16 protein-coding genes and 1 pseudogene are annotated in these 19,802 nt (G+C 58.5%); 7 read left to right on the top strand and 10 right to left on the bottom strand.

Annotated features, from left to right (window positions below; genetic code table 11):
- Positions 1 to 157: 157 nt before the first annotated feature.
- Positions 158 to 1,285, top strand: a complete 1,128-nt coding sequence (locus ACYZTY_RS01530; RefSeq protein ID WP_461957019.1) for a sensor histidine kinase — start codon at positions 158 to 160, stop codon at positions 1,283 to 1,285.
- A 157-nt stretch (positions 1,286 to 1,442) separates the two neighbouring features.
- Here ACYZTY_RS01530 and ACYZTY_RS01525 read toward each other — a convergent pair whose 3' ends face one another.
- Positions 1,443 to 1,748 (bottom strand): chaperone modulator CbpM, encoded by a 306-nt coding sequence (locus tag ACYZTY_RS01525; protein ID WP_461957018.1) that lies wholly within the window; start codon positions 1,746 to 1,748, stop codon positions 1,443 to 1,445.
- A 23-nt stretch (positions 1,749 to 1,771) separates the two neighbouring features.
- Entirely contained in the window at positions 1,772 to 2,722 is a 951-nt protein-coding gene (locus ACYZTY_RS01520; RefSeq protein ID WP_461957017.1) for a DnaJ C-terminal domain-containing protein, read from the bottom strand.
- A gap of 297 nt (positions 2,723 to 3,019) precedes the next feature.
- Here ACYZTY_RS01520 and ACYZTY_RS01515 point away from each other — a divergent pair, with 297 nt between their 5' ends.
- Complete coding sequence (locus ACYZTY_RS01515) at positions 3,020 to 4,294, top strand: Hsp70 family protein (RefSeq protein WP_033055595.1); 1,275 nt, start codon at positions 3,020 to 3,022, stop codon at positions 4,292 to 4,294.
- 143 nt (positions 4,295 to 4,437) lie between these two features.
- Here ACYZTY_RS01515 and ACYZTY_RS01510 read toward each other — a convergent pair whose 3' ends face one another.
- The 4 genes from ACYZTY_RS01510 to ACYZTY_RS01495 form a co-directional block, all read right to left on the bottom strand.
- On the bottom strand, positions 4,438 to 5,451 hold the full coding sequence (locus ACYZTY_RS01510; RefSeq protein WP_282376737.1) for an AI-2E family transporter: 1,014 nt from the start codon (positions 5,449 to 5,451) through the stop codon (positions 4,438 to 4,440).
- Positions 5,452 to 5,712: 261 nt separating this feature from the next.
- Positions 5,713 to 6,018 (bottom strand): PsiF family protein, encoded by a 306-nt coding sequence (locus ACYZTY_RS01505; protein ID WP_461957016.1) that lies wholly within the window; start codon positions 6,016 to 6,018, stop codon positions 5,713 to 5,715.
- Positions 6,019 to 6,116: 98 nt separating this feature from the next.
- Positions 6,117 to 10,529: a dermonecrotic toxin domain-containing protein gene (locus ACYZTY_RS01500; protein ID WP_461957015.1), complete on the bottom strand. Its 4,413-nt coding sequence runs from the start codon at positions 10,527 to 10,529 to the stop codon at positions 6,117 to 6,119.
- Between the two features lie 152 nt (positions 10,530 to 10,681).
- Entirely contained in the window at positions 10,682 to 11,464 is a 783-nt protein-coding gene (locus tag ACYZTY_RS01495) for an AraC family transcriptional regulator (RefSeq protein WP_461957014.1), read from the bottom strand.
- A 98-nt stretch (positions 11,465 to 11,562) separates the two neighbouring features.
- Between ACYZTY_RS01495 and ACYZTY_RS01490 the strand changes: the two genes are divergently transcribed.
- Positions 11,563 to 12,450, top strand: coding sequence for a DMT family transporter (locus ACYZTY_RS01490; protein WP_461957013.1), 888 nt, complete (start codon positions 11,563 to 11,565; stop codon positions 12,448 to 12,450).
- Between the two features lie 126 nt (positions 12,451 to 12,576).
- Here the strand turns inward: ACYZTY_RS01490 and ACYZTY_RS01485 are convergent, their stop codons facing one another.
- The 3 genes from ACYZTY_RS01485 to ACYZTY_RS01475 all read right to left on the bottom strand — a co-directional run bounded on the left by ACYZTY_RS01485 (position 12,577) and on the right by ACYZTY_RS01475 (position 14,520).
- The gene (locus ACYZTY_RS01485) at positions 12,577 to 13,467 is read right to left on the bottom strand and encodes an alpha/beta fold hydrolase (RefSeq protein ID WP_461957012.1); all 891 of its coding nucleotides are present in this window, start codon (positions 13,465 to 13,467) and stop codon (positions 12,577 to 12,579) included.
- Between the two features lie 108 nt (positions 13,468 to 13,575).
- The gene (locus ACYZTY_RS01480) at positions 13,576 to 13,881 is read right to left on the bottom strand and encodes a DMT family transporter (RefSeq protein WP_007947555.1); all 306 of its coding nucleotides are present in this window, start codon (positions 13,879 to 13,881) and stop codon (positions 13,576 to 13,578) included.
- Positions 13,882 to 14,520 (bottom strand): FMN-dependent NADH-azoreductase, encoded by a 639-nt coding sequence (locus ACYZTY_RS01475; RefSeq protein WP_461957011.1) that lies wholly within the window; start codon positions 14,518 to 14,520, stop codon positions 13,882 to 13,884.
- 124 nt (positions 14,521 to 14,644) lie between these two features.
- Here ACYZTY_RS01475 and ACYZTY_RS01470 point away from each other — a divergent pair, with 124 nt between their 5' ends.
- The gene (locus ACYZTY_RS01470) at positions 14,645 to 15,547 is read left to right on the top strand and encodes a LysR substrate-binding domain-containing protein (protein ID WP_461957010.1); all 903 of its coding nucleotides are present in this window, start codon (positions 14,645 to 14,647) and stop codon (positions 15,545 to 15,547) included.
- Between the two features lie 17 nt (positions 15,548 to 15,564).
- Positions 15,565 to 15,951, top strand: a pseudogene (locus ACYZTY_RS01465) (ferritin-like domain-containing protein); the annotation flags it as partial.
- 103 nt (positions 15,952 to 16,054) lie between these two features.
- Here ACYZTY_RS01465 and ACYZTY_RS01460 read toward each other — a convergent pair.
- Positions 16,055 to 18,130 (bottom strand): AsmA family protein, encoded by a 2,076-nt coding sequence (locus ACYZTY_RS01460; RefSeq protein WP_461957009.1) that lies wholly within the window; start codon positions 18,128 to 18,130, stop codon positions 16,055 to 16,057.
- A 386-nt stretch (positions 18,131 to 18,516) separates the two neighbouring features.
- Here ACYZTY_RS01460 and ACYZTY_RS01455 point away from each other — a divergent pair, with 386 nt between their 5' ends.
- Together ACYZTY_RS01455 and ACYZTY_RS01450 are read left to right on the top strand one after the other, a co-directional pair.
- Complete coding sequence (locus ACYZTY_RS01455) at positions 18,517 to 18,987, top strand: hypothetical protein (RefSeq protein WP_461957008.1); 471 nt, start codon at positions 18,517 to 18,519, stop codon at positions 18,985 to 18,987.
- A gap of 174 nt (positions 18,988 to 19,161) precedes the next feature.
- Positions 19,162 to 19,794 (top strand): TetR family transcriptional regulator, encoded by a 633-nt coding sequence (locus tag ACYZTY_RS01450; protein ID WP_010464134.1) that lies wholly within the window; start codon positions 19,162 to 19,164, stop codon positions 19,792 to 19,794.
- Positions 19,795 to 19,802 lie beyond the last annotated feature (8 nt).

Below are 19,802 nucleotides of genomic sequence, written 5' to 3'. Positions count from 1 at the left end.
AATCAGTAATACATCGAGATCGCATTCGATTTAAGAATCAAAAAAACAGGTAATTACCACCCAAACACCGCCGAAAAGAGCCCCACCGCGTAACGGTAGTTTTTAGCGGGCAACAAAGGGGCTAAGATGCGCCAGACTTCCCACCAGGAAACCGCACATGCGCCTACCCGAATTCATCAGGCAACACGTGGACCGTATCGTCGATGAATGGGAGCAGTTCGCCAGCACCATCACTCCGGCGGCCGAGCACATGGACAGGGTCGCCTTGCGTGATCACGCCAAGGCCATTTTGTTGGCCGCGGCACGAGACATGACCACCGCGCAAACCTCCAGCGAACAGATGGCCAAAGCCAAGGGCGAAGGCCCGGAAAAAACCCCGAGCCTGGACGAGGCCGCCGCCAGTCATGGCGAACTGCGGCATACCGTGGGGTTTGATCTGGTGCAGATGACGTCGGAGTTCCGTCATTTGCGCGCGTGTGTCATCCGTTTGTGGGTCAACAGTCTGGAGTCGCCGGACCTGGCCTATTTCCAGGACATGATCCGTTTCAACGAAGCCATTGACGAAGCACTCGCCGAGTCCACTGCGGCCTACGCCGAGCAGGTCAATCGTTCGCGGGATATCTTTTTGGCGATACTCGGGCATGACCTGCGGGCACCGTTGCAAGCGGTGAGCATGTCCACTGAAATGCTGATGCGCAAAGTAACGCTTGAAGGCGATGCACTGGCCTGCGCGGTCAACATCAAGCATGGCGCGCGGCACATGGCGGTGATGGTCAGCGATTTGCTGGAGCTAGTGCGCAGTCGCCTGGGTAAAAGCCTGCCGATCGAACCGGCGCCCATGGACCTGGCCGATGCCGCCCATGCGGCGATTGCCGAAGCCTGCGCCGGTAACCCGGAATGCGATCCCATCGTCAACGTAGCGGGAGACACCCGAGGTGTCTGGGATGCCGGACGGGTTCGCCAACTGTTGCAGAACCTGATCGGCAACGCGTTGCAGCATGGTTTGAACAAGCGTGACGTAACGGTGACCCTCACAGGCGAACCAGACACGGTTCGCCTCACGGTGCATAACCACGGCGTTCCAATTTCGGAGGAGGCGATCGGCACGATTTTCGATCCGTTGGTGCGCAGCGCCGACGAAGAGCTCGGCCAGCCATCCACCAGCCTTGGCCTGGGGTTGTTTATCGTCAAGGAAGTGGTCGATGCGCACGGTGGGACGATTGAGGTCAGCTCCAGCGAAGCTGATGGCACGATGTTTACCGTGGTGTTGCCGCGCAAGGTGTAATTCCGACAGACCGCGTTATCGTTCTTCGTCGGAACGCCGCCCGGAGCCGGCTCACTCCCACATTCGACCGTATTCCGTCTGAAAGAACTCGGTCAACTGTGGGAGTGAGCCTGCTCGCGATAGCGCCCGAACAGGCAACGCAAAAACATCAGAACACCTACTCAACCACCAACCGCCCCAACCGCTGCTTGAGCATGCGATTCTCGGCTCGCAGTTGCTGGACCTCTTCAAGCAGGTCCAGCGCCAGGGCGACGCCTTCCCACTCCAGTTCCAGATCGCGCCGCAGCTTGGCGGCACGCTTGGCCAGTGCCAATTCGTAATCGTTGAAACGCCAATCCTTGGGCTGCGTGCCCTGAGGTTCGAGGATGCCGTGCTCGACGATTTCGATCACGTAGACGTCCGACAGGTCGGTCGCCTCACAGAATTCTGCCATGTCCAGTTGAACGATCAGGGGGTTGCTCATGATGGGCTACTCCGTCTCTTGGATCAGAAATGTTCTCTCGGGTCGAAAGCGGCTTTTTTCGCCAGTTCCTGCCACAGCGCCTTGACCTCATCGCTTGAGGTCTTGGGCATGACCGCCTTCAATTGCACGAACAGGTAGCCACGCTCGCCCGCCTTGTTCAGCAGACCGTGCCCCTTGGCGCGCATGCGCTGGCCATTCTGGCTGCCGGCCGGCACCTTGAGGTTGATCTTGCCTGTCAGTGTAGGCACTGCCACTTCGGTACCCAGCGCCAACTCCCATGGAGCCAGCGGCAAGGTAATGATCAGGTTCTCGCCTTCGACGTCAAACTTGGGGTGCGGCGCAAAGCGAATGATCAGGAACAAGTCACCATTAGCGCCGCCACCGACACCCGGCGCACCCTGGCCCTTGAGGCGGATGCGCTCGCCGTCGGTCACACCGGCGGGGATTTTCACATTCAGGCTTTTGCTGGTATTGCTGACGTGCTGGCCGGCAGCGTTGTACTGCGGCACCTGGAAGGTGACCTTCTTCGATTCGTTCGAGAGGGTTTCTTCCAGGAAAATCCCAAGTTCCATTTCCACGTCTTGCCCTCGACGCCCGGCGCTGCGGCCCGACTGTCCACCACCAAAGCCCGGGCCACGGTTGCCGAAAATCGAACTGAAAAAGTCCGAAAAATCGCCAGTGTCCTGACCGCCACCACCAAAACCACCGCCACCACGACCCTGCCAACCCGGCGGCCCCTGGAACGGCTGGCCGTGCTGGCCATATTTGCGCAAGTCGTCATATTCGGCGCGCTTGTCGGCACTTTTCAGCGCTTCATAGGCTTCCGAGGCGTCCTTGAACTTGGACTCGGCGTCCTTTTCCTTGCTGACGTCCGGGTGGTATTTGCGCGCCAGCTTGCGATAGGCGGCCTTGATCGCCTTATCGTCAGCCGTCGGCTCCACACCGAGAATCTTGTAATAGTCTTTGAAGTCCATCGAGGGAATCACCATCCGTTATCGATATCGCGCCGCCACCGGCAGTCTGCGCTCATTGCCAGCCGCCAGGTTGACCGATCTCAAGTTGTTGACCGGGCAGCGCATCAGAAGTTTATCGGCAGCGGCGGGCGGTTCTTGCGACCGTCCTGTGGCTGCCAGGCCCAATGCAGACAAGTTTGGGGCAAAGGATAGTCTTTCAAGGCGCTAATAGCTGAGATTTAGCGGATAGTCGGCCTTCGAATATTCGCCGCACTGACATACACTGCGCGGCCGTTTTTTAACCGGAACTCGAAAGACATGAAAAACGCATCTCCAGCCCGTGCCTGTGGTATCGACTTTGGCACGTCCAACTCCACCGTCGGCTGGCTGCGCCCCGGCATGGAAACGCTGATCGCGCTGGAGGACGACAAGATCACCCTGCCGTCGGTGGTCTTCTTCAATATGGAAGAACGCCGCCCGGTGTACGGCCGGCTGGCGCTGCACGAGTACCTGGAAGGCTATGAAGGCCGGTTGATGCGCTCGCTCAAGAGCCTGCTGGGTTCCAAGCTGATCAAGCACGACACCAGCGTCCTCGGCACGGCGATGCCGTTCAAGGACCTGCTCGGTCTGTTTATCGGTCAATTGAAGAAGCGCGCTGAAACCGCCGCCGGTCGGGAGTTCGATGAAGTGGTACTCGGCCGTCCGGTGTTCTTCGTCGACGACGATGAAATGGCCGACCAGGAAGCCGAGAACACCCTGGTGGACGTGGCGCGCGCCATTGGCTTCAAGGATGTGTCGTTCCAGTACGAACCGATTGCGGCGGCATTCGACTACGAGTCGACCATCGAGAAGGAAGAGCTGGTACTGATTGTCGACATCGGCGGTGGTACGTCCGACTTCTCGCTGGTGCGCCTGTCCCCGGAGCGTCGCACCCACGACAACCGTCACGATGACATCCTCGCCACCGGCGGCGTGCACATCGGCGGGACCGACTTTGACAAGCAGCTGAGCCTGCAAGGCCTGATGCCGCTGTTCGGCTACGGAAGTCGCATGAAGAGCGGCGCCTACATGCCAACCAGCCACCACATGAACCTGGCGACCTGGCACACCATCAACTCGGTGTACTCGCAGAAGTCGACCCTGGCGCTGGGCAGCATGCGTTACGACATCGAAGACACGGGCGGCATCGATCGTCTGTTCAAGCTGATCGACCAGCGCGCCGGCCACTGGCTGGCCATGGAAGTGGAAGAAACCAAGATCCAGCTGACCCACGCCGACAGCCGTCATGTGCCGCTGGACCGCATCGAGCCGGGTTTGAGCGTGGAGCTGAGCCGGGCGCTGTTCGAATCGGCCATCGACAACTTGCTGGAGCGCGTGCGCAACAGCGTCACGCAATTGCTGAACGATGCCAACGTGCGCGTCGATCAGGTCGACACGGTGTTCTTCACCGGCGGTTCGAGCGGGATTCCGGCGCTGCGCAACAGCGTGTCGGCGATGTTGCCGAACGCGCGGCATGTGGAAGGGAACATCTTTGGCAGCATCGGCAGCGGGTTGGCGATTGAGGCGATGAAGCGTTACGGCACGATGGACTGATCCAAAACCGAGTTGGGCCCTTCGCGGGCAAGCCACGCTCCCACAGGTTTTGTGTCGTAACCATTTTCGGCGAACGACACAAAACCCGTGGGAGCGTGGCTTGCCCGCGAAAGCGTCAGATCAGGCAACACACATCTACCTGATCAAACCATCCCCACCTGCTTCAACTCGCTCTTCAGGTACGCATAATAAATCGGCCCCGCCACCACCCCCGGCAGGCCGAACGCGGCCTCGAACACCAGCATCGCCAGCAGCAACTCCCACGACTTGGCACTGATCTGCCCGCCGACAATGCGCGCGTTGAGGAAGTATTCGAGCTTGTGGATAACAATCAGGTAACCCAGCGCCGCCACGGCCACCCAGATCGACAGCGACAGGCCGACGATGGTGATCAGGGTGTTCGATATCAGGTTGCCGATCACCGGCAGCAGCCCTAGCAGGAACGTCAGCACGATCAGGGTTTTGGTCAGCGGCAGCTTGATCCCGAACATCGGCAGGACCACCGCCAGGAAAATCCCGGTGAAGAAGGTGTTGAGCAGGGAAATCTTGATCTGGGCGAACACGATGTTGCGAAACGCCTGGACCAGCAGGTGCAAGCGGTCGAACAGCGCGGCGGCCAATGGCTTGCGCTTGGTCAAGTCCGGCACGCGCTGCAAGGCAATGATCGCCCCCAGCACCATGCCGATCAGCAGCGTCACAAACATGTGCGCCGCGTCCTTGCCCACCAGTTGCAAGTCGCTGAGGTGCTTGCTCATCCACTCGCCAATCGCCACGCGGAACTCGGCGGCACTGGCCGGCAGATAGACGTCGATGAACGGCGGCAATTGCCCGCGCGCACGGTCGACCACAACCATGAATTTGTCGAGAGATGCGCCGGGGTTTTCCGCTTCGTGCAGCAGAAAACTGATGGCGCCGGCAAAGATCAGCGTCAACACACTGACCACTAGCGTCCCCAATAACGCCACCGCCAGCCAGCGCGCCCGCCGGCCTTCGATCAGCCGCTGCAATTGCGGGGTGAGCATGTTGACCAGTTCGAACACCAGCAACCCGGCCAGCAGGCTGGGCAGCAGTCGCAGCGGGATCACCAGCAGCAAACCACCAAAGATGATGACCCAACTGATCAGCAGCAGAACTTGACGTTGAGAAAACGTTGGCATACAGCCTCAAAACGAACGACGTAAAAGGATTGGCAGTCTGCCAGCGTTCGGAGGCCAGCACTAGGGATTGTGTAGGTCGACCTTAGTGGGGCATTGGCGGTTTTTTTGCAGCGTCCATGCCGGCCTCTTCGCGAGCAAGCCCGCTCTCACACTCGATCGCATTCCATCTGGAAGAACTCGGTCGAAGGTGGGAGCGGGCTTGCTCGCGAAGAGGCCTTCACAATCGCCACAAATTTCCCGGCCCAACAAAGACCGCTCGGTTTATTTTTTCTTCAGGCAATCACTCATGAACGCTTTACGCGCATCGCCTTTCAAAGCCTGGGTAGCCGCGGTGGCGTTGCAGGTTTTCATCTTTTCTTGCTGAGGTGTCAGCGCTTTCGCGTCATTGGCGGCCGGCGCCGCTTTGAGGCAGGTACTCATGAAAGTTTTGCGCTCATCGCCCTTGAGGCTTTTTGCGGTAGCGTCAGCGTTGCAAGTGGTCATCTTGTTCTGTTGCTCAGTGGCGGCGAAGCCCTGGGCGCAAAACAGCAAACCGATCATCAACAAAGGGACACGCAACATCTTCATGGAGTTTTCTCCTTGTTGCCGCACCGAGGGGTGCGGCCTCATTCTGGAGTGTAGACAACCCCTGTTACACCTTCATCCACCGAAGCATCAGATTGCCCTCAATCGGCATCCGCCTGAGCGTCCAGGATGTCCTTGAAAGCGTCCAGGTATCGATTGTAAGCATCAACCCGGTCTTCAATGACCGACGCGGGTATCCGTTCGAACGAAACCGGCGTGCCACCCTCGACAGCGTAGGTTTGCCCAAGCTCTCCCAATGATGTCCATTGGGCGTAAGCGCCGCTCTCATACAGCTTGTTAAGCTTTATCTGCCGGAACGTGTTCGCCTCGGAAACCGCAGGCAATGTCGCCGGACCTGGCAGCGCTTCATTGATAAAGTTGTACTCGGCGACGGCGGGCCCAGGTGGCAGCGTCGTCACCGGCGGCATCTCAAAATCGAAGTGTCCATTGCTGGCCAGGTGCGCCGCGGGAAACTCCGGCCAGGAGTCAGCGACGACCAGTCCATCGAGATTGCTCAGATCATCACCCATCACCACATATTGATGGTCAAAACGGGTGGCCCTGACAATGTGAATGCTGGACGTACGGGGCTGGCTGGCGAGGATCGAAAACGTAACTTTCGAGTTCTCCGAGCAATTGCCACCCTTGATTTCGATGGCTTTGCGAGCAGCTTCGGCGGTGGTCAATTTTGCGGTGAACCCGCCGTCCTCCAGGTCCAGCCCTCTGAGACCTTTTATCTTCGCGATTGCCGAACCGCCGTTTTCCCAGATGCTTGGCAACTGATTGCCCGACAAGGGCAGGAGCTCCTTGGCTCGATAGATCGCCTCCTGTGCCGTTTTCAAGTTGGCCATGGTTTGAGCCGAAACCTGAATCGGTTCCTCGGTCGTGGCGACGGACTGGGAGAGCAACTCTGCGTAATGACTGAAATCGGCCAGCTCCGGACTTGGCGTTACAGCATTCTCCCGGACTGAACGTGATAGCGCCTGGTATTCATTTGCGCGCCCGGTCTGTTCCAGATTCCGCGCATTCATACCCAGGTTTCGTTCCGACTCCGTGAGCGGCACCAGGCCTTCTTCGGTAAACAGACGGCCGATTAATGAGTCGAATTGCTCAGGCAGCATCAGCTTCTGCAGATCAGGCAATGCCTCAATACTTTGAACGATTTCCAGGCCAGGCCCGGCCTCGCCGGTAGCATTGGCTGCGTTCAGTGCATCCCCCAGATCGTAGAAGTAATCCTGCGCAAAGCTGTCGTGCATCAGTTTAAGGCCACGCAGATAATCGAATCTTTTGAACTCGGAAACGGATGGATGGAACGCCCCTGTCACCAGATCCCCATAGAGTTCGCCGATTTCTTCCAAGGCAGCACGCTCGCCGTCAGCGTTAGGCGCACCACCACGCAGGCGCATGAATCGAGGATCGTAAGTGACGCGATCAAGAACCGGGTGATCGTCCAGCACCTTCAACAACTGATAGGGCTTCAACGCGTTGTCCCGCAGAGCCAGCTTCAATTTTGGCCCTTGGCCAATATGGATGTTCAGCGCATTACGCTCGGCATCCGGCAACGCCTGCAAAATAGAGGAAAACAAATCCATGCCCGAATGCAGGGCGTTACCGTCTTCGTCATACGCAACGAACGTCGAGTCCTGAAGCTCGACGAGCGTGCGCCGAATCCCCGCGTCGTCCTTGCCGATACTGTCGAGTAGGCGACCACCGTACTCGAACCGACGGACTTCAATGCGTACATCGGGATTCCAGCCTCGGAGATTCTCAAGTGAGTGCAGCGCCAGTCTGTCCATATCGGAACTGTCGACCGAGTCCAGGTAAAAACCCTCATAAGCGCGACTGATCCGCACGTCTCGAAGGCCCCAGCGCGCGAGGTTTTCCAGCCGCGCGGGTAACTGCCCGCGCTCAAGCGCCTGAACTTCTGAACGTGTGGCGATTGACAGCAAATCGCGGGCGACAGTGCCAGGCAGGCCCGGTACTTTGGCCTGGATCGTTTTTGCGTTGCCACTCGTGGCGGCCTCGATACGGCGATAGCGTGCGTCGAACAGCGACATGCGCTTGCTCCTGGCCAATTTCGCCAACTCTGCCCGCAGATTTTTAGCGTTCATTTCAGGCGCGCGGGGCTCAATGCCAAACTCGACGTTCAACAAGGTGTTCAGTTGTGCATCATCAAGGTGCGACAACAGCGTCTTGACCAGATCGACGCCGGTCAGACGATTAGTGTTTATCCGGACACGCGGTCCGCCCGCGCGACCAATGACTCGAAGGACTTCACCACTGGCGTCTACCAGTTCAATCGCCTTGCCGGGCCACACGCCGTCGAGCAGCTGAAATTGCATGTCGGCATCGGCGCTTGAATAGTCTTGCGCCTGTTCACTGCCCAACTGCTCGATGAAGGTCTGAACGTCGCGGTCGATACGGAACCGGGTCACGGTATCGCTGAGTAAAGGCAGGGGCCGTTCATTGTCGACATACATTCGGCGGATCGCGTTGGCATCGGTCTGACTGACCGTGCGGATGTCCCCGTAGGATTCGGCCAGCTCACCCATGTCTGGTGCGAGTCGCGCCAGCAAGGTCGTGTCATCCCATGTATGAGGCTGCTCGCCTTCAATCACGAATGCACCTTCACCGTTGCTGTTCAACTCGGGTTGATAGGCATCGGGCCGGGTCGGATGCTTGACCCTGTGTTTGCCGGTCTGCCGATCTTTCGTGAGTTCGAAGTGCCTGGTGTCCAGTTTGAGAATCGGCTTGCCCTCATGCTGGTGCAGCCAGGTTTCATCAGGCTTTGAATCCGCAGCCAGGGTCAGGTTCTGTTTCTGATAGGGTTCAAGGTCCTGGCTCCACAGGCGTTTGGCGCCGTTGGGAAGCGTGACCGGTTTTGTCGACTCGATGAACGAGGACAGTTTGGGCAGTACCACCTCCCCGCCGATTTTCATGCCGCCGGCGAATGCCACTAACTGGATGACGCTTTCGACAAAACCGATGATGTGCTCGGCCCCTTCCAGATACAGACCTTCAGCCAGATCCACGATGCCTTCGACGATCTCACTGACCAACTGATAAACCATGTAGCCCATCATCATCTCACCCACAAAGGGTATGAACGGCCCCACAACCATCAACGCGACATTGAAGATATCGGAAAGCATTTTTTCCAGATTGTCGAACCACGCCCAGCGCTCCATGCGGTCTGCATCTTGCGTCGAGATGACCATTTCCCGGGCATCGTTGAGGATTTTGTTTTGCTGTTGCTGATAGAGATATAGCCAAGGGTCGCCAGTAAATATTGTATCGATGTCGTACTCGAACCGAACGTGGTCGAAGTACAGGCGCGGATTCTCCACGGGTGTTTCGCGCCATACTGGCTGATCGACGCCCGGGACTTTGTCGTGCTGGGTTATTTCTACCAGCGCGGCGTTGAGTGCTGCAAAAAAGTGGCCCCGTTGCTGATGGTCGACAAAACGGCTGAAGAACTGCTGATAGCGGGTAGTGGAATCTGCTGGGGCCTTTGCTGTGTCACGTAACTGGCGAGTGAGCTCGCGGGCGAATTCGGCTTTTGAAGCGTACTCTTTCAGTGGATGTTCCGGATCGTGCGGCACATAGGCAATGACTCGCCGGGCAGCGTCGTCGTTGATATAAAGATCGGGCGCGATCAGCACGATCCCTCTTAACTGAACATCAAGTATTTTCAGCTGATAGTAACGAACGGGAAGCCCCCCCAACGTCGACTCTTTAATATCCTTGAGCAGGCTTTTTACAGCCAGACAGCCCTCAAACGAGATATCTTTTTTCAGCATGGCCAGATACAGGGCTGCGTTCAGGGCAGCTTTTTGGCTTCTGATAACTTTGCGCTGCAACACGCCACGCGCCACCCCATCGGCGGGACGCACATAGCTTTCAAGATAAGCCTTATATTGAGCACCGATGTCCAAGCTGCGACAAAGCGCCTTGAACTGTTCAATACTCATTTTGTTGCGGACATCGGTTATCTCGAATCGATTTGACTTATCAGGCCGAGTAATGAATTGCGAATCGGACGTTAATACTTCCTTGCTGGAAAAATTATGCAATGCCGCATCAAGTAGCGACACCACACGGGAGGCCATCCCGTTATTGAAATTCATGGCCCATGGGGATAAATGGACAGGGGAAAACAACTGCAAAAAAGTTTCTTTGACGTCGACATCAACACCATATTGATTCTTCAGCGCCTGACGGAGCAGAGGCTCGGCAAAGGCGTGCACATCTTGTGCTTCGCGCAGTATGCGGTCGACATCGTTTTGCGCGCGCCAACTTTCCTCGATAGCACTTTTGAGAAGTCCATGCTCGATCGACGAGGCCGTTTTAGTCCATTCCGGAAGTGGGACAATGGCGCCTTTTAATGCGCTTATTCTGTGTGGCGAAGCCTGGCTGATCCAGTCTGGAATAGCGCTTTTTATAAAATCGTGGTGAACGCTTTTTTCTTGCGCTGCGGATATCAGCACTTCACGGATCGGAATGATAGTGACCACATTTACACTCTGCATAAGTAAGTTAAACAGGAACAGCTTATGCAACCAGCGTACAACGTTAACCCTGCGGCCAAATGAAGTGCATTTCTGATTAATCTGTAAGAAACGTCTCCCACAACTTCCGAAACTTACAACGACTCTCTATAAAAAATTCAGACAACTCGCTCTCGCCGATACTGCTCTGGCGTACATCCAGCCTGGCGTTGAAACATCGCGATAAATGCCGAGCCCGTGCTGTACCCCATGTCGAAGGCAATGTTCTGAATACTGCGCTGACTGTCCAGCGCTTCGATTGCCGCGAGAAAGCGCAAGCGTTGCCGCCACTCGCCGAAACTCATGCCAAGTTCGCGGACAAACTGCCGGGCCAATGTGCGTTCGCTGACATGGATCTGCGCGGCCCAATGTGCCAATGGCCGATTGTCCCCAGGCTCGGCTTGCAGGGCCTCGAGTATCCCGAGCAATCCCGAACTGCTGGCGTAAGGCAAATAACACTCGTGGATGGGCGCCTGTTGCAGTTGGTCCACCAGCACTTGCGCCAGACGTGTGTCCGCTTCCTGCTCGGGAATTTTCACGTCACGGGCGGCGAAGTCCTTGAGGATCGCCTTGAGGATGTCGCTGATCGCCAGCGTGCAGGCTTCCCGGGGCAACGCGTGGCACAACATCGGCGCCAGGCAGACCGCGCGATAGTTGATCGGTTGATTGCTGTAGAAACTGTGCTCGGTCTCAGGCGGCACCCACACGGCGTATTGCGGCGGCGACATGAAGCGGCTGCTGCCGATTTCCATGTGCAACACACCACTGGCCGAATACTCGAGGGTGCCCCACGGGTGGCGATGGGTCGAAGCGTATTCGTGGGTATCGAAGTCGGCATAACGGAAATATACGGGGGACGGCAGTTCCGCGAAGTCGAGCAGGTCGATGTGTTTACTGTTCATGCTGTCCGTCATCGGGGGCAGGTTGTCTGGATCGAAGTATAGGCTTGTATCCAGACAGGCGGATAATTGCCCCTCACTTACGTTTCTGGTTTTTTCTGATGCAATACGCTTATCCCCTGCTGGCCATTTTCATTTGGGCCGGCAACACCGTGATCAACAAACTGGCAGTCGGCGCAATCTTCCCCGCGGAAATCGGCTTCTACCGCTGGCTGCTGGCCGGGATTCTGTTCACGCCGTTCATGCTCAAACCGGTAATCGCCCATTGGCCACTGATTCGCCCGAACCTGGGCAAGATTTTCATCCTTGGCGTGCTCGGCATGGCGGTCTATCAGAGCCTGGCGTACTTCGCCGCGACGCTGACGTCGGCTACCAACATGGGGATCATTTTGTCGCTGATGCCATTGATGTCGCTGGCCATGGCGATCGTCAGCCTCGGCCAGCGTTTGACGGCAGGCGCACTGGCCGGCGCGGTGCTGTCGTTTGCCGGGGTTTTGGTGGTGGTGTCGTCCGGCAGCCTGGGCGCGCTGCTGGAGCATGGCGTGAACCTGGGTGACGCGATGATGTTGATCGCCACACTGGCCTATGCGATTTACAGCACGCTGTTGAAGAAATGGCAGCTGCGTCTGCCGCCGCTGGTGTTGTTGTATTTGCAGGTGCTGGTGGCGGTGGTGGTGCTGTTTCCGTTGTTTGTCGCTTCACCGAAGGTTGGCCCGACCTTGCAGAATATTCCGCTGGTGCTTTATGCCTGCTTGCTGGCTTCGATGCTGGCGCCGTTGGCGTGGATGCAGGCCGTGGTGCGTCTGGGGCCGAGCCGGACCACGCTGTTTTTCAATTTGCTGCCGTTGATTACCGCGCTGATTGCGGCGGTGGTGCTGCATGAACAGCTGGCGATGTACCACTTGGTGGGCGGGGTGTTGACGTTGGGTGGGGTGGTGCTTTCGGAGCGTTGGACTACGGTGCTTGGCCGTAAGGTCAGTGTTGCCTGACCCGAAGTCTTCGCGGGCAAGCCTCGCTCCTACAGGGTTGGCGTCGTGCCGATTACCGGCGACCGACACAAAACCTGTAGGAGCGAGGCTTGCCCGCGAAGAACGATGATTCGGTCTACCTGACGTTTACACGCCTGCCGCTTTCAACCGGGCTGCATGCTCGACAAACAACCGCACCGGATCAGCCCCCTTCCCCACCAGCCCCAGCGACTGATTGACGATGTCGAAGTGATCCATCGGATACTCATCGCCAATCACCGTCCCGAGGTGCGAGCTGTATCGCCCGACCATCCCGTCGCAATGCCCGGTTTCGCGCACGAAGGTTCTGGCAAACAACCGGCAACTGCGATTCGTCCCGTCGAACAGGTTGCCCCCGCGATCCGTCTTTCCCGGCTGCAACGTCCCGGACCAGGAGTAATAGCGCACGCCGTTGACCTCTTCCGGCCCGTGACCGCCCCAGATTTCAGGCAGGCCCTGTGGATAACGCTGATTGAACAGCGCCACCCCGGCAGTCGTCAGGGACTCATGGGAAGCATGGATATCCACAGGGAATTTCGGCCCGCGATAACCGGTTTCCAGCAGGCTCATCAACCCGCCGATCACCCGCAGTAAAAATGCCAACAGCCGGCCCTTTACGCTGTCGGCCGGGTAATGTTTTTGCAGATAATCTGCCAGCTCCGAGCCATGATTGGGCCCCGCCACCGAAGTGACAGAAGCCACGCGATCCGGGCGTTTGGCGGCTGCGTAACGGGCCGTGAGCGACCCCTGGCTGTGGCCGATCAGGTTGACCTTCTCCGCTCCGGTTTCCCGCAGGATTTCTTCGATCCGCGCCAGCAACTGTTCGCCGCGCACTTCGCTGGAATTGAGCGGCGAGACCTGCACCGCAATCACTGTCGCCCCGCCCCGGCGCAACGCTGAAATGATCCCGTACCAGTACGGATACAACACCAGACGGATAAACCCGAGCATTCCCGGGACCAGCACCAACGGGTAACGCGTAGCGGAACCTTGCGACATGGGCGAACATCCTTGTGATCGGTGAGATGAAGCAAGGCGCGATGCAAGACATCAGCCAAGCATCGTCACCCAAGATGACAACTCGACGACCAGTCTATGACATCCGCCCTACTTCAACCCCACCACGCCCGCCACGATCAGCCCCACCGACACCAGCTTGATCGCTGTCAGGCTTTCGCCCAGCAACGCAAAGCCGAGAAACACCGTGCCCAATGAACCGATGGCAGTCCAGATCGGGTAGGCGATGCTCACCGGCAACTCGCGCATGGCCAGGGTCAGGAAGTAAATCCCGCCGACAGCGGCCACCACTGTGATCAGCGATGGCCAAAGCCGGGTGAAGCCTTCGGCGTACTTCATGCCCATGGCGAAGGTGACTTCGAACCCGGCGGCGATCAGCAGAAACAGCCAGGCCATCTAGAACTCCCGGGACAACGTCAGCAAACGCTGTTCAGCCTCGGCCAGCGAGACCTCAAAGGTGCGCTCGGCCGACTCCTCGCCTTCGGCGGCGACTACGGAGATGTCGGTGATGCCGATGAATCCCAGCGCGGTACGCAGCAATGGATCGGCATGGTTCATGGCCTCCAGTTCGCCGCCCGGTCCGAAACCGAAGCCGCCGCGACTGGTGACGATCAGGGCTTTTTTGCCTCGCACCAACGGCTCGTACTGGGCCACTCCATTATCCAGCGTGTGATTGAACGTCAGCCCCAGCCGCACAATCTGATCGATCCAGGCCTTGAGGCCGCTGGGCACGCTGAAGTTGTGCATCGGCGTGGAGATCACCAGTAAATCATTACCCAGCAACTCGCCGACCAGTTCATCGCTGAACGCCAGGTCGGCCTGCATCGACAGCGGTCGTGCATTAGGCTCGGGGTAAAACGCCGCGACTACAAAGGCTTCGTTGACCGGCGGTATCAATGCCCGACCGACTTCCCGTCGAGTCAGGTGAGACTGGGGATGTCGCGCCTGCCAGGCAGACAGAAACACTTCGGCCAAACGCCGGGAGTGAGAACGTTCGCCGCGCGGGCTGGCGTGAACGGCAAGAATCTTACTCATCTGAATCTCCTTTATGGCTAAACTCAAAACTGCTTGTGGCTTGCAGCTTGGAGCGCGCAGCCTCCCTTCTTCAAATGAGTAGAAATCAGTCTGGATGAATTCATTTCATCCATGGAGTGTTTGAATGTTCGCCTCGCTGCCGCTGACCGCCCTGCGCGCCTTTGAATCCGCTTCACGCCTGCTGAGCTTCAAGGCTGCCGCCGAAGAACTCTCGGTGACGCCGACGGCGGTGTCCCATCAGATTCGTTCGCTGGAGAGCTGGCTCGGCGTGCCTCTTTTCGAGCGGCTGCCACGGCAAGTTCGCCTGACCGACTGCGGCGAACGGCTGTTCCGCAGCCTGCACGGTGCGTTGCTGGAAGTGGCGCAAAGCGTCGACACCCTGCGCCCGCAACGCAGCGGTGCGAGCCTGACGATTTCCACCACGGCCGCCTTCGCGGCGCTGTGGCTGGTGCCGCGGCTGGGTCGGTTCTACGCCCGTCATCCGAACATCAGCCTGCGGCTGGATACCCATTGCGAGGTCATCGATCTGCATCAGGACGCCAGCGTCGATCTGGTGGTGCGCTACAGCCTGGGTGACTACCCGAACCTTTATGGCCTGTGCCTGTTCGACGAATCGTTCGGCGTCTATGGCTCACCCGAGCAGGTCTCCCTGGCGGCTGACCGGGCGCCCACGCTGATTAGCGTGCGTTGGCATAACTCCAAACTGTACGCCCACGGCTGGGCGGCCTGGTGCGCGCAGTCCGGCGAGACCTGGCTGACGGGAGAACCGGCGGTCCGTGAGTACGACGAAGAGCATTACGCCCTGCAAGCGGCGATCGCCGGACAAGGGCTGGTGCTGGCGAGCAACATTCTGGTGTCGGAAAGCGTGGCCAGCGGTTTGCTGGTGGCTTATCGGGGCGAGATTCAGGTGGATGGCGCCGGCTACAGCGCGCTTTGCGTGCCTGGACGCGAGCGACATCCACCGGTTCGGGCTTTCTTTGCGTGGTTGCGCGAGGAGGCGTTGCTGTCCGGGCATGCGCTGGCGTGATCGTCTCGGCCACTGTGGTCTGCGTGTTGCGCTACAAGCGTCACTACTTCATGGCCAGCGGCTTGAAAGCCAACGTCGCGGCCGATGAATTCCTCGATCACGCGACTCAAGAAGCCGAGCACGCTGACCGTCTGGCCGAACGTATCGTGCAACTGGGCGGTGAACCGGAGTTCAACCCTGACCTGCTGTCGAAAAACTCCCATGCGCAATACGTGGCCGGGAATTCACTCAAGGAAATGGTCTACGAAGACCTGGTTGCCGAACGGATCGCCATCGACAGCTACCGCGAGATCATTCAGTACATTGGCGAAAAAGACCCGACGACCCGACGCATCTTCGAAGACATCCTGGCTCAGGAAGAAGAGCATGCGGATGACATGGCCGACATTCTGAAAGATCTGTAGCGCCTATTAATCAGCCTTCGCGGGCAAGCCTCGCTCCTACGGACTACATCGTCCCTGTAGGAGCGAGGCTTGCCCGCGAAGGCGTCTTCACAGACGCTGCAAATCACTTCGTGGGTTTGACGGTCACCGGCGCCTTGCCCGCCTTCATCTGTTCCAGTAACGGCGCGCACTGATTCGGCTCACCCCCACTCGGCGCCACCAACGCCAGCAACCCCGCCGCTGGCGCCGCGATCAGACCCAACGCAACCATTCCCGCCCCACGCAAAATCAGCGGCACCGCCTTCACACCCGCGTCCGGCTTGATGAACTTGCCCCGCACATACAGCGGCGACCGCAACGAAATCAACCGCCAGCCCTTGGATTCCGGGGTAATCGTCAGGTCCAGCTGCTCCGTCGCCATGTTCGCGGTGCCATCGATGTAGATGATCGCGTTCTCGGTATCGAACACAAACAGTCGCGTGGTGGCCAAACCGGTCTTGATGTCGAAGTCGGCCGCCGCGCAATTGATCTTCACTTCCTTGTCGCCAAAGATCTTGCCCACCACGTAGTTGCCGACGTTCAGCCCGGCCAGTTCCATCAACTCACGGCTGATGGCACCGTCGTTGATCAGCATTTTCAGATTGCCATTGGCGCTGCCCAACAGCTTGGCCACCGAGTTGCCACGGCCGGTGATATCGGCATCGCCATTGAGCTCGCCGAAACTGGTTTTCATCGGCTCAAAGGTCGGGAACAGCTGCTTGAGCTTGAACTGGCGCGCGGTCAGTCTGGCCCGGCCTTCCAAGGGTTCGGTCCGGCCATTGAGGCGAATCTGTGCATCCAAAGTGCCGCCCGCCACGCCGAAACGCAGGGGTTCGAGACTTAGAACGCCATCGGTCAGCACAAGGTGAGTGTAGAGATCCTTGAACGGCAGTTTTTCGCTGTGGACGATGCGCTTGCCGGTGAATTCGACATCGGCGTCCATGTCGCCCCAGCGCTCGGTCTTGAACTCCTCGACCGGCAACACCTTGTCCGTCGGCTGCTTGCTTTCGCCACCACGGGCCTTTTGCTTGGCATTGGAATCGGCGCCGATCAGCGGGGCAAGGTCGGTGAACAGCAGTTGATTGGAAACCAGCGACCCGCTGAGTTTTGGCCGCGGCTGGCTGGCGACATAAGCCAGGCTGCCGTGAATGTCGCTCTCGCCGATCTTGCCGTTGAACGCTTCATAGCGGAACACCGCGCCGCCCGGCTCATGCAGCTTGGCGATCAAATGCCCATCGGTCGCATACGGCGGTGTATCCGGCAGTGTCACACCGGTCAGCGGATAGAGATTGCCCAGGCTGGTGCCGGCCAGTTTCAGGCGCAAGTCCAAGGCGCCGAGGTTCAGTGGATCGGTCAGCGTGCCGGCGAGTTCTACGCGGGTGTCGGCGATTGTCACTTGCGCTTGAAGCGGGAACGGCCTGGCCGCGTCCTGCAATGCCAGCAACCCGCCGATCTTGCCTTCGCCCGCGAGCTTCTGATCGTGGTATTGGCCTTTGACCTTAAGCGCGAACGCGTAATCCTGCGGGGCTGCGCCTTTCTCCTGCGCGTTTTTCGCTGCTTTGTCGCCGACGATATCGCTGAACGGAATCGGTTTGCCCAACGGATCAATCAGCACATCGAGCTGAGTCTTGAGGTTCTGGTCGTCGAGGATGACGTGGCCCTTGTCGAAGCCGATGGCACCGATGTCCACCACCCAGCTCGAAGGCTCGGCGTCCGGGTCTTTGGGGTCGAATTTGAATGTCCAGTTGGCACGGCCGTCGGCCAAGCGCTGCAGATCTGCATTCGGCTCAGTCAGATCAATGCGCGGGATGACCACCCGCTGCGCCAGCAAAGCCAAGGGTGAAATGCGCAGTTCGACGCGTTTGAGGGTGACCATTTGCGGTTTATTCGACCAGTCCGGGTTACCCAGGCTCAGGTCTTCGGCCACCACGTGCGGCCACGGCACCCAGGCCCGCCAACCGCCTTCGTCGGGCTCGCGCTGCCAGACCACCGCGAGGTTGCCATTGATGGCGAACGGACGATGCAGCTCTTCAGAGACTTTGGCGTTAAGGGGCGGTTTGATCCGGTTCCAATCGAAGAACACGATGATCAGAACCAATACCGCCAGCAAGACAATCAGGCTGGCGAAGGTCCAGGTAACAATTTTACGAGTGCGCGTCATTGCACAGGGCTCCTGATACGACTGAGCGCCCTGACTGCGACGCACGTGTGAAACGTTAGGCCAGAACCGGCCTGCCATGACATCTAGGACTGGGAAATGGCGCTCAGGTTTAACCGGATAGCCGCTTAACGTTCAAATAATCGGCCAGGGGCACATTGCCCCCGAATCCGGCGTTACCGGCCCCGCACTTTTGTGCGGCACGAGTGGGTTGAAAATACCCACCGCAGGGCAAAAACGTTCGCCGGAAACGCCCGTTCTAGAGCGCCGCGGCAGAACAATCAATTCCGTTGATTATTACCATTGCGTTTATGAACTTTTATATCGACTTATCGAGAGTAGCATTGCCCTCGTACCCACTTTATCGCCCCCCCAAGGAGCAACCCATCATGAAACGCCAAATACTGCTTAGCCTTACCCTCTCAATGCTGGCCAGCACCGCTTTCGCTCTGCCCGCTGCTGACCAAGCCACTCCGCAAGTCAAAGACAGCCACTCGGTGTTCAGCCAAACCGTTGCTGCCGATGGTTCCGACCGCACTCCACAAGGCCAGACCCTTGCCGAAGGCGGTAACGATCGCCTGAAAGAAAAAGGCCTGATCACCCAGGATGGCTCGGATCGTACCCCACAAGGCCAAACCCTTGCCGCTGATGGTTCCGATCGCACCCCACAAGGCCAAACCCTGGCTGCCGACGGTTCCGATCGCACTCCACAAGGCCAAACCCTGGCTGCCGACGGTTCCGATCGCACCCCACAAGGTCAAACTCTGGCTGCCGACGGTTCCGATCGCACCCCACAAGGTCAAACTCTGGCTGAAGGTGGTGGTGACCGTGTAATCGAACGCAACAGCGCTGTGAGCTGAGCCCATGGCGGCCCTGAAAAAAAGCCCAATCCCCGGATTGGGCTTTTGACTTTATAGGGTTTGACCCTACAGAAGCTGCACATCCCCCGCTTGATCCCCCGATAGTCGTTCGACGCCAGCGAAGCCGATTTGATAGAGTGCGCCGCTGTCCCTGTCCAGAAAAACACCCTTGCGATGCTGCCCCGCGCCGAACAGAAACAACAAACCCGCAACGCCCTGATGGACGCTGCCCGCCACCTGATGGAATGTGGTCGAGGATTCGGCAGCCTGAGCCTGCGCGAAGTCGCGAAAACCGCCGGGATCGTGCCCACCGGTTTCTATCGGCATTTCGCCGATATGGATGAACTGGGCCTGGTGCTGGTCAGCGAAGTCGGCCAGACCTTTCGCGAAACCATTCGCCTGGTGCGTCATAACGAATTTGTCATGGGCGGCATCATCGACGCCTCGGTACGGATCTTTCTCGACGTGGTCTCGGCCAATCGCTCGCAGTTCCTGTTCCTGGCCCGCGAGCAGTATGGCGGATCGCTGCCAGTGCGTCAGGCCATTGGCCGCCTGCGTGAAGACATCAGCTCGGACCTGGCAGCTGACTTGTCCTTGATGCCGAAGTTGCAGCATCTGGATATCGCCGGTTTGAGCGTGATGGCTGATTTGATCGTCAAAAGCGTGTTCGCGACCTTGCCGGACATCATCGATCCGCCAGCGGAGGCGCTGCCTGAACATTTGACGCCACAGGCGAAAATCACTCAGCAACTGCGCTTCATCTTCATCGGCCTGAAGCATTGGCAAGGCCTGGGCAGCACCGAATAACCCCTGTA

It is taken from the genome of Pseudomonas sp. LB1P83 (genome assembly GCF_054897885.1).
Note: the sequence above shows the minus strand (reverse complement) of the source record. Positions and strands in the feature narration are given on the sequence as shown.

What these genes read in the sequence shown, in the direction of transcription:
- ACYZTY_RS01505 (WP_461957016.1), bottom strand. Translation starts at nt 6,018, where the DNA reads ATGAAGATGTTGCGTGTCCCTTTGTTGATGATCGGTTTGCTGTTTTGC.
- ACYZTY_RS01485 (WP_461957012.1), bottom strand. Translation starts at nt 13,467, where the DNA reads ATGTCGCAAGGTTCCGCTACGCGTTACCCGTTGGTGCTGGTCCCGGGA.
- ACYZTY_RS01495 (WP_461957014.1), bottom strand. Translation starts at nt 11,464, where the DNA reads ATGAACAGTAAACACATCGACCTGCTCGACTTCGCGGAACTGCCGTCC.
- ACYZTY_RS01515 (WP_033055595.1), top strand. Translation starts at nt 3,020, where the DNA reads ATGAAAAACGCATCTCCAGCCCGTGCCTGTGGTATCGACTTTGGCACG.
- ACYZTY_RS01530 (WP_461957019.1), top strand. Translation starts at nt 158, where the DNA reads ATGCGCCTACCCGAATTCATCAGGCAACACGTGGACCGTATCGTCGAT.
- ACYZTY_RS01470 (WP_461957010.1), top strand. Translation starts at nt 14,645, where the DNA reads ATGTTCGCCTCGCTGCCGCTGACCGCCCTGCGCGCCTTTGAATCCGCT.
- ACYZTY_RS01450 (WP_010464134.1), top strand. Translation starts at nt 19,162, where the DNA reads ATGCTGCCCCGCGCCGAACAGAAACAACAAACCCGCAACGCCCTGATG.
- ACYZTY_RS01455 (WP_461957008.1), top strand. Translation starts at nt 18,517, where the DNA reads ATGAAACGCCAAATACTGCTTAGCCTTACCCTCTCAATGCTGGCCAGC.
- ACYZTY_RS01460 (WP_461957009.1), bottom strand. Translation starts at nt 18,130, where the DNA reads ATGACGCGCACTCGTAAAATTGTTACCTGGACCTTCGCCAGCCTGATT.
- ACYZTY_RS01490 (WP_461957013.1), top strand. Translation starts at nt 11,563, where the DNA reads ATGCAATACGCTTATCCCCTGCTGGCCATTTTCATTTGGGCCGGCAAC.
- ACYZTY_RS01510 (WP_282376737.1), bottom strand. Translation starts at nt 5,451, where the DNA reads ATGCCAACGTTTTCTCAACGTCAAGTTCTGCTGCTGATCAGTTGGGTC.
- ACYZTY_RS01475 (WP_461957011.1), bottom strand. Translation starts at nt 14,520, where the DNA reads ATGAGTAAGATTCTTGCCGTTCACGCCAGCCCGCGCGGCGAACGTTCT.
- ACYZTY_RS01525 (WP_461957018.1), bottom strand. Translation starts at nt 1,748, where the DNA reads ATGAGCAACCCCCTGATCGTTCAACTGGACATGGCAGAATTCTGTGAG.
- ACYZTY_RS01480 (WP_007947555.1), bottom strand. Translation starts at nt 13,881, where the DNA reads ATGGCCTGGCTGTTTCTGCTGATCGCCGCCGGGTTCGAAGTCACCTTC.
- ACYZTY_RS01520 (WP_461957017.1), bottom strand. Translation starts at nt 2,722, where the DNA reads ATGGACTTCAAAGACTATTACAAGATTCTCGGTGTGGAGCCGACGGCT.